The sequence below is a fragment of the Acidovorax sp. KNOB132 genome (assembly GCF_057541515.1).
The window spans coordinates 1-8,252 of sequence record NZ_BAAJYT010000173.1 but is presented as its reverse complement, the minus strand read 5'-3'; the positions used below and the strand labels follow the sequence as shown (position 1 = coordinate 8,252).

The window sequence follows — 8,252 nt, the reverse complement described above, 5'->3', positions numbered from 1 at the left end:
CAGCGCCTTCTTCTCGGTGCTGCTCATCGCTGCGCGGGGGCTGGCGCGCCACCGCGCGCAACGGCGCGGCCCGGCACCGGGCCCCACCCCCTCGGACCGCCTGCCCGCGCATTGGCTGGCGCTGGCGTCGGCCGGCGTGGCGGGCTACAGCATCTGCTTTTATGCCGGCGTGCAGCGCACCGGCGTGGGCGTGGGCACGGCGGTGGCCATCGGCAGCGGCCCGATCTGGGCGGGACTGATCCAGGCCGTGCTGCTGCGCTCGCCCCTGATCGGCCTGTGGTGGCTGGGCACCGCCGTCAGCGTGGCCGGCGGCGTGCTGATGGTGCTCAGCAAGGGCGCGGGGGCCGGGCCGTCCTGGCCGGGGCTGGCGCTGTGCCTGCTGGCCGGCCTGTCGTACGCCAGCTACGCGCTGGTGAACAAGCGGCTGGTGGCGCGGGCCTCCACCGGCTGGGTCAACTTCTGCGTGTTCACCGGCGCCGCGCTGCTGGCGCTGCCCATGGCATGGCTGCTGGCCGGCGTGCCGCAATGGAGCCTGCCGTCGCTGGCCGTGGTCGTCTATCTGGGCGTGGTGGTGTCCGGCCTGGCCTATGTGGCGTTTTCCAGCGGACTGCGCCACATCGCCGGGGCGACCAGCGTCACGCTGACGTTGGTCGAGCCGGTGGCCGCCTTCGTGCTGGCCGTGGCGATCGTCGGGGAGCGGCAGCCGCTCGCCGCCTGGAGCGGCCTGGGGCTGGTGCTGCTGGGCCTGCTGGTGGTGATCCGCGCGGAGCTGCGCCGGTAAGATCGCAGGGCGACCGGCGCCTCGCATTGGTGCGCTGAAAAAGGGCCCAGGGATGGCTTCCGGCTGACAGACCGGGCCCCCGGCCTGCGGCTAGACTGCCGCCCATGTCGCACCTGCCCGCCCCCGATCCCCGCGCTCCGGCGCCTGCCGAGACCGATTCCGCCACGGCCTGTTGCCAGTTCTGCAGCCTGCGCGGCGGTGCCTGGAACGCCCGCCGCGGCTTCCTGCTGGCGGCCGGGACCGCCGTCGCGGGGCCCGCGCTGGCGCAGGTGGACGTGGGGTCCGCCTCGGGCATGCGCAAGCTGGTGCCGGCCGAGACGATCGAGACCGCCGCCAACCAGCAGTACAGCGAAATGATGGGCAAGGCCAAGGCGCAGCGCGCGCTGGCCGGCCCCGACAATGCGCAGCTGCAGCGCCTGCGCGCCATCGCCCAGCGCCTGATCCCCTACACCGCCCAATGGAACGACCGGGCCCGCCAGTGGCAGTGGGAGGTCAACCTGATCGGCAGCAAGCAGATCAACGCCTTCTGCATGCCGGGTGGCAAGATCGCCTTCTACACCGGCATCCTGGACCAGCTCAAGCTCACCGACGACGAGGCCGCGATGATCATGGGCCACGAAATGGCCCATGCGCTGCGCGAACACGCTCGCGCCCGCCTGGCCAAGACCCAGGCCACCAGCGTGGGCCTGTCCCTCGGGGCGCAGCTGCTGGGCCTGGGCGACCTGGGCAACGCGGCGGCCAACCTGGGCACGCAGCTCATCACGTTGAAGTTCAGCCGCGGCGACGAGACCGAAGCCGACCTGGTGGGCCTGGAACTGGCCGCCCGCGCCGGCTACAACCCCGACGCCTCGGTGAGCCTGTGGCGCAAGATGGGCGAGGCCACCAGCGGCCAGGGCGGCATCGCGTTTCTCTCCACCCACCCCAGCGGGCCGGAGCGCATCCGCCAGCTGGAGCAGAACGTGCCGCGGGTGCAGGGGCTGTACCAGGCGGCGCGCCGGGGGTGAGTCGACCGGGGCCGGCGTGGGGCGCGGATCAGGTCCCGCCCACGTAGGGGTTGCTCTTGCGCTCGCGCCCGAAGCTGCTCTCCGGCCCGTGCCCCGGGATGAAAACCGTGCCGTCGCCCATCGGCCACAGGCGCTGTGTGATGCTGTCGATGAGCTGCTGGTGATTGCCCTGGGGAAAGTCGGTGCGGCCGATGCTGCCGGCAAACAGCACGTCGCCCACGAAAGCCCGCTCGATCTGGGGCGCGTGGAACACCACGTGGCCCGGCGTGTGGCCGGGGCAGTGGCGCACCGCCAGCGTCTCCTTGCCGATCTGCACCGTGTCGCCATCGTCCAGCCACCGCGTGGGCGTGAAGGCCTCCGCAGGCGGAAAGCCGAACATCGCGCTTTGCTGCGGCAGCCCGTCGATCCAGAACTGATCCCCGGGATGCGGCCCGACGATAGGCAGCGCCCGGGTGCGGGCCAGTTCGCCCGCTCCGCCCGCATGGTCGATGTGGGCGTGGGTGAGCCAGATCTGATCCAGCTTCAGCTGCCGCCGCTCCGCCTGGGCGAGGATGGCCGGCAGGTCCCCACCGGGATCGATCACCGCGGCCAGAAGGGTTTCGTCGCACCACACCAACGAGCAGTTCTGCTGGAAAGCGGTGACGGGTAATGTGAAATATTGCAACATCGTGTAAGTTAGTATTCAGGCTTCACGGCGATGATTTCGGGTTCGCGCTTCAGCATTCATCGGAGGGCTGGCGCCATTGTCGTCAATGCGAAAGAGAGAGGGAGCGATGTTCAAGAAGCTGGTGGCTGCGGCCTTTGTTTTCGGTGCGGGCGTGGCCCATGCGTTCATCCCCCAGGCGGGGACGTGGGTGGTGACCTCCGAGGTCAACGGCAAGCCCGGCCGCGGCTTCGGCATCGACGTGCAGAACGGCACGCTGGTAATGCAGATGTATGCGTACGAGAACACCGGCAAGTCCACGTTCTACCTGGCCGTGGGCAATGTGGTGGACAACCAGGTCACGGCCGATCTCAAGTCCTATGAAGGCGGCCGTTTCCTGGGCAGCGAAGACCGCTCGGGCACTGAAAAGGGCAACGCGGGCGCGGTCAAGATCCGCTTCGTCGACGGCGTGAGCGGTTTCATCACCTTCCCCGGCGAGAGCGAAAAGGCCATCTCGCGCTTCAACTTCGGTTACGCGGCCGTACCGCAAAGCCTGAAAGGCAGCTGGCTGTTCACGACGTACTCGCCCACGCTGGGCTGGGGCGTTGAAACTCCCACGTTCACAGCCGTGGGCAATGCCACCAGCACCGGTAGCGGGACGATCTCCGCGCCGTCCAGCAACCTGATGTGTGAACACCAGGTCAGCGGCGGTCTGGCGGGCTTCGTGTTTTGCGTCAAGTTCTTTTCCAACTCCAGCACCACGCAGCACACCTATCTCTTCAAGTACAGCGTGAACGAGGGCGAGGGCGACTGGTATCCCAACAACGGCAAGACCGGCTATGGCTTCTACGTCAAGCGCCTGGTGACCGATGACGGCCAAGTCGCAGGGCTGATCCGCAAGGACGAAGAGGCCTTCGTAGCGCCAGAGCAGGCCCAGGCCTTTGCGGCCGAACTGGCCGCAGCCGCTCACCGCTGATCCGGCCCATGCCCGCAACGGGAGACGGCCGCCCGGCAGGGCCGGTTCCCTGCAAGCGGGTGGATGCCCGCCGCACGCCGCGTGCTGCGCTTACAACACCATGTCATACCCGATCGTGATCGGCGCATGGTCCGAAAACTTCTCGGTCTTGTAGATGTGCTCGGTGCGGGCCAGGGCGGCGATGGCCGGCGTGGCCAGGTGGTAGTCCAGCCGCCATCCGACGTTGTTCGCGTAGGCCTGCCCCCGGTTGCTCCACCACGTGTAGGCGGTGTCCGTGGCGTCTGGTTGTAACTGACGGTAAACGTCTATCAGCCCGCCGCCTTCATCAGTTGTGTGCAACAACTTTGTCATCCACTCGCGCTCCTGCGGAAGGAAGCCGCTGTTCTTCTGGTTGCTGCGCCAGTTCTTGAGGTCGATGGCCTGATGGGCGATGTTGATGTCGCCGCAGAGGATGAACTCGCGCTCGCCTTTGGTGCGCATGAGGTGGGGATGGAACTCGTCCAGGAAGCGGAACTTGGCCAGCTGGCGCTCTTCGCCCGAGGAGCCGCTCGGAAAGTACGCGCTGATGATCGACAGCTTGCGCGCGGGCGTGTCGAAGCGCGCTTCCACGTAGCGGCCCTCGGCATCGAATTCCTGCGAGCCGTAGCCGATGCGCACGTCGCTCGGCTCGTGGCGCGAGTAGATGCCCACGCCCGAGTAGCCCTTCTTGGCCGCGAAGTGAAAGTGCCCTTTCAGACCCGCCAGGTGCTCGAAGCGGCCCAGCATGTCGGCCGACTGCGCCTTGATCTCCTGCACGCAAATACAATCCGGCCGCGTTGCGGCGATCCATGCCTCCACCCCCTTGGATGCGGCGGAGCGGATGCCGTTGAGGTTGAGGCTCGTTAATTTGAAAAGGGGTGAATCCATGGTGACAGACAAGGCGCAATCGGTGGAACAGGACCGCCTGGCGCAGGACTTCGTGCAATTCGCCGTGGAAGCGGGGGTGCTGCGCTTCGGCGAATTCAAGACCAAGGCAGGCCGCTTGAGCCCGTATTTCTTCAACGCCGGGCTGTTCGACGACGGCGCCAAGATGGGCAGGCTGGCCGAATTCTATGCAAAAGCCCTGCTGGCGAGCGGCATCGAATTCGACATGGTGTTCGGTCCCGCGTACAAAGGCATTCCGCTGGCGGCCACGGTGGCCGTCGAACTGGCACGGCACGGACGCAACGTGCCCTTTGCCTACAACCGCAAGGAAGCCAAGGACCACGGCGAAGGCGGCACGCTGGTGGGAGCCCCGCTGCGCGGCCGCGTGCTGATCGTGGACGACGTGATGTCCGCCGGCACGGCGGCGCGCGAGTCGATCGCGCTGATCCGCGCTGCGGGCGCCCAGCCCCATGCCATGGCCATCGCCCTCGACCGGCAGGAGAAAGCGACCGAGAACGGCCAGGACGTGGAGCACAGCGCCGTGCAGTACGTGCGCGACCATCTGGGCATGCAGGTATGCACCATCGCCAAGCTGGCAGATTTATTGCAGTATTTGGCCCAGAGTGGGGAGCCGGGTGTGCACACCCACCATGAACACGTGCTGGCATACCGCCAGCGCTACGGCGTGCAAGGGGGGTAGTTCGTTTGAGCAAGACGGCCTGGAGATTCGGCTGGTGGGTGATCGCCCTCTCGGGCCTGGCGGGCACGCCGGCCGGGGCGCAGCCGAGCGGCTCTCCGACCGCCGGCATCTACACCTGCGTGAATGCCCAGGGCCGTCGCCTCACGGCGGATCGGCCTATCGCCGAGTGCGTGGACCGGGAGCAGCGGGTGCTGGGCCCATCGGGCACAGAGCGCCAGCGCCTGGGCCCCACCCTCACCGACCAGGAGCGCGCCGCCCTGGAGGCCCAGCGCCGCAAGGAGGCCGAGGAGCGCGCCCGCATCGCCGACGAGCGCCGCCGCGAGCGCGTGCTGGTGGCCCGCTACCCCGACCAGGCCTCGCACGATGCCGAGCGCGCCGCGGCCATCCAGCAGGTCAACGAGGTCACGGCCGTCGCCGAAAAGCGCGTGGCCGACCTGCAGCGCCAGCGCAAGGCGCTCGATGCCGAAATGGAGTTCTACCGCCGCGATCCCAGCAAGGCGCCCATGCTCCTGCGCCGCCAGATCGCCGAGCAGGAAGACGCGCTGGCCGAGCAGCAGCGGTTCATCGCCGGGCAGGAGCAGGAAAAGCGCCGCGTGCACCAGCGGTTCGACGCCGAACTGGTGCAGCTCAAGAGCCTTTGGGCGGGGCAGCGCCCCGCCATGCCTTCACAGTAAAGGCACCCTTCCCCGGTGGCCGGGGCAGGGTAGGCGTCAGGAAGACGCCGCCGCGAGCCGGGCGCGCAGCAGATCGTTCACCTGCTGCGGATTGGCCTTGCCCTTGCTGGCCTTCATGGCCTGGCCCACGAGCGCGTTGAAGGCCTTGTCCTTGCCCGCGCGGAACTGGGCCACATTGTCGGGGTTGGCGGCGATCACGTCGTCGATGATCTTTTCCAGCGCGCCGGAGTCGTTCATCTGCTTGAGGCCCTTGGCCTCGATGATCGCGTCCACATCGCCCGCAGCCGCATCGCTCCACAGCGCCTCGAACACCTGCCGGGCGGCGTTGTTGGAGATCGTGCCATCGGCGATGCGGGTGACCAGTTGCGCCAGTTGGGCGGCGCCCACGGGGGCCGCGGCGATGTCGCTCTCGCCGGCATTCACCCGCCGCGACACCTCGCCCATGATCCAGTTGCTGACCAGCTTGGGTTGCTGGCTGGCCTGCGCCGCCGCTTCGAAATACGAAGCCATCGCCTTCGACTGGGTCAACGTGGTCGCGTCGTACTCGGGCAGGCCGTAGTCGGCCACGAAGCGCGCGGCCATGCTGCGGGGCAGCTCGGGCATCAGCGCGCGCTGCTCGTCCACCCATTGCTGCGAAATCTGCAGCGGCGGCAGGTCCGGATCGGGGAAGTAGCGGTAGTCGGCCGCGTCTTCCTTGGTGCGCATGGCGCGGGTCTCGCCCGTGCCGGGGTCGAACAGCACCGTGGCCTGCTGGATCGCGTGGCCGTCCTCGATCTGCTCGATCTGCCAGCGGATCTCGTAGTCGATCGCCTGCTGCATGAACTTGAAGCTGTTCAGGTTCTTGATCTCGCGGCGCGTGCCCAGCGGGGCGCCGGGCTTGCGCACCGAGACGTTGGCGTCGCAGCGGAACGAGCCCTCCTGCATGTTGCCGTCGCAGATGCCGATCCACGTCACGATCTTGTGCAGCTCCTTGGCGTAGGCCACGGCCTCTTCGGACGAGCGCATGTCGGGCTCGGTCACGATCTCCAGCAGCGGCGTGCCGGCGCGGTTCAAATCGATGCCGCTCTGGCCGATGAAGTCCTCGTGCAGCGACTTGCCCGCGTCTTCTTCCAGGTGGGCGCGCACGAGCTTCACGGTCTTCTTCTCGTCGCCCAGGAAGAACGACACCTCGCCGCCCTGCACCACCGGGATCTCGAACTGGCTGATCTGGTAGCCCTTGGGCAGATCCGGATAGAAGTAGTTCTTGCGGGCGAAAACGCTTTCCGGCGCAATGGTGGAGCCCAGGGCCAGTCCTAATTTGATGGCGCAGGCCACGGCCTCGCGGTTCATCACGGGCAGGGTGCCCGGCAGGGCCAGGTCCACAGCGCAGGCCTGCGTGTTGGGCGCGGCGCCGAAGGCGGTGGGCGCGCGGCTGAAGATCTTGGATTTCGTCGCAAGCTGGGTGTGGGTTTCGAAGCCGATGACGACTTCGTAGCCGTGGATCAATGGGGCGGTCATGTTCAGAGGCCTCCCGGCATGCGGAGGTGGAAATCGGTGGCTTGCTGCAGGCGGTGGGCGGCGTTGAGCAGCCGGGCTTCCTGGAAGTAGTTGCCGATCAGCTGCAGGCCCACGGGCATGCCGTCCTCGCCGAAGCCGGCGGGCACGCTCATGCCGGGCAGGCCGGCGAGCGAGGCGGGCAGCGTGAAGATGTCGGCCAGGTAGTCGGCCAGCGGGTCGTTGCCGTGCTCGCCGAGCTTCCAGGCCACCGTGGGTGCCACCGGGCCGGCGATGAGGTCGCACGACTGGAAGGCATTCTGGAAGTCGTCGGCGATCATGCGGCGGATCTTCTGCGCCTGCAGGTAGTAGGCGTCGTAGTAGCCGTGCGACAGCACGTAGGTGCCGATCATGATGCGGCGCTTGACCTCGTCGCCGAAGCCCTCGGCGCGCGTCTTCTTGTACATGTCCACCAGATCGGTGTAGTCGCTGGCGCGGTGGCCGAACTTCACGCCGTCGAACCGCGAGAGGTTGGACGAGGCCTCGGCCGGTGCGATCACGTAGTACACGGGAATGGACAGCTCGGTGCGCGGCAGGCTGATGGGCACCAGCTTGGCGCCGAGCTTCTCGTATTCCTGGAGCGCGGCGTCCACCGCGGCGCGCACGCCGGGAGCCAGGCCCTCGCCGAAGAACTCGGCCGGGATGCCGATGCGCAGCCCGTCGATGCCGTCGTTCAGCTGGCGGGTGAAGTCCTGCGCCGGCAGGTCGAGCGAGGTGGAGTCGCGGTCGAGGTCCGGGCCGCAGATGGCCGACAGCAGCAGGGCGCAGTCCTCGGCCGAGCGGGCCATGGGGCCGGCCTGGTCCAGGCTGGAGGCGAAGGCGATCATCCCGTAGCGCGAGGCGCGGCCATAGGTCGGCTTGATGCCCGTGATGCCGCAGAACGAGGCGGGCTGGCGGATCGAGCCGCCCGTGTCGGTGCCCAGTGCCACGGTGGCCAGGTCGAGCGCCACGGTGGCGGCGCCGCCGGAGGTGGAGCCCCCGGTGATGCGGCTCGGATCGTGCGGGTTGGCCGGCGTGCCGTAGTGGGGATTGAGCCCC

General features: G+C 68.1%; 9 protein-coding genes. 5 read left to right on the top strand and 4 right to left on the bottom strand.

All coding sequences use genetic code 11. The features are described from left to right. Together AC27IO_RS17755 and AC27IO_RS17750 are read left to right on the top strand one after the other, a co-directional pair. Positions 1–781: DMT family transporter (locus AC27IO_RS17755; protein WP_498739954.1), on the top strand; the 781-nt coding region annotated here is incomplete at its 5' end. 104 nt (positions 782–885) lie between these two features. After that, positions 886–1,785, top strand: a complete 900-nt coding sequence (locus AC27IO_RS17750) for a M48 family metallopeptidase (RefSeq protein WP_498739953.1) — start codon at positions 886–888, stop codon at positions 1,783–1,785. 28 nt (positions 1,786–1,813) lie between these two features. Here the strand turns inward: AC27IO_RS17750 and AC27IO_RS17745 are convergent, their stop codons facing one another. Then, positions 1,814–2,452, bottom strand: coding sequence for an MBL fold metallo-hydrolase (locus tag AC27IO_RS17745; protein ID WP_498739951.1), 639 nt, complete (start codon positions 2,450–2,452; stop codon positions 1,814–1,816). 106 nt (positions 2,453–2,558) lie between these two features. On the opposite strand from AC27IO_RS17745, the gene AC27IO_RS17740 reads away from it, so the two are divergent. Beyond that, a complete protein-coding gene (locus tag AC27IO_RS17740; protein WP_317357367.1) occupies positions 2,559–3,404 on the top strand; it encodes a hypothetical protein in 846 nt (281 codons plus the stop codon). Between the two features lie 90 nt (positions 3,405–3,494). Here AC27IO_RS17740 and AC27IO_RS17735 read toward each other — a convergent pair whose 3' ends face one another. After that, complete coding sequence (locus AC27IO_RS17735) at positions 3,495–4,310, bottom strand: exodeoxyribonuclease III (protein ID WP_498739949.1); 816 nt, start codon at positions 4,308–4,310, stop codon at positions 3,495–3,497. Here AC27IO_RS17735 and pyrE point away from each other — a divergent pair. After that, positions 4,309–5,007 (top strand): orotate phosphoribosyltransferase, encoded by a 699-nt coding sequence (gene pyrE / locus AC27IO_RS17730; RefSeq protein ID WP_284407823.1) that lies wholly within the window; start codon positions 4,309–4,311, stop codon positions 5,005–5,007. The genes AC27IO_RS17735 and pyrE overlap by 2 nt on opposite strands. A 5-nt stretch (positions 5,008–5,012) precedes the next feature. Beyond that, the gene (locus AC27IO_RS17725) at positions 5,013–5,681 is read left to right on the top strand and encodes a DUF4124 domain-containing protein (protein WP_372588235.1); all 669 of its coding nucleotides are present in this window, start codon (positions 5,013–5,015) and stop codon (positions 5,679–5,681) included. 36 nt (positions 5,682–5,717) lie between these two features. On the opposite strand, the gene gatB is transcribed toward AC27IO_RS17725, so the two are convergent. Together gatB and AC27IO_RS17715 are read right to left on the bottom strand one after the other, a co-directional pair. Then, positions 5,718–7,178 (bottom strand): Asp-tRNA(Asn)/Glu-tRNA(Gln) amidotransferase subunit GatB, encoded by a 1,461-nt coding sequence (gatB, locus tag AC27IO_RS17720; RefSeq protein ID WP_498739946.1) that lies wholly within the window; start codon positions 7,176–7,178, stop codon positions 5,718–5,720. A gap of 2 nt (positions 7,179–7,180) precedes the next feature. Beyond that, positions 7,181–8,252, bottom strand: a 1,072-nt coding sequence (locus tag AC27IO_RS17715) for an amidase family protein (protein WP_498739944.1), incomplete at its 5' end; no start/stop codon positions are given.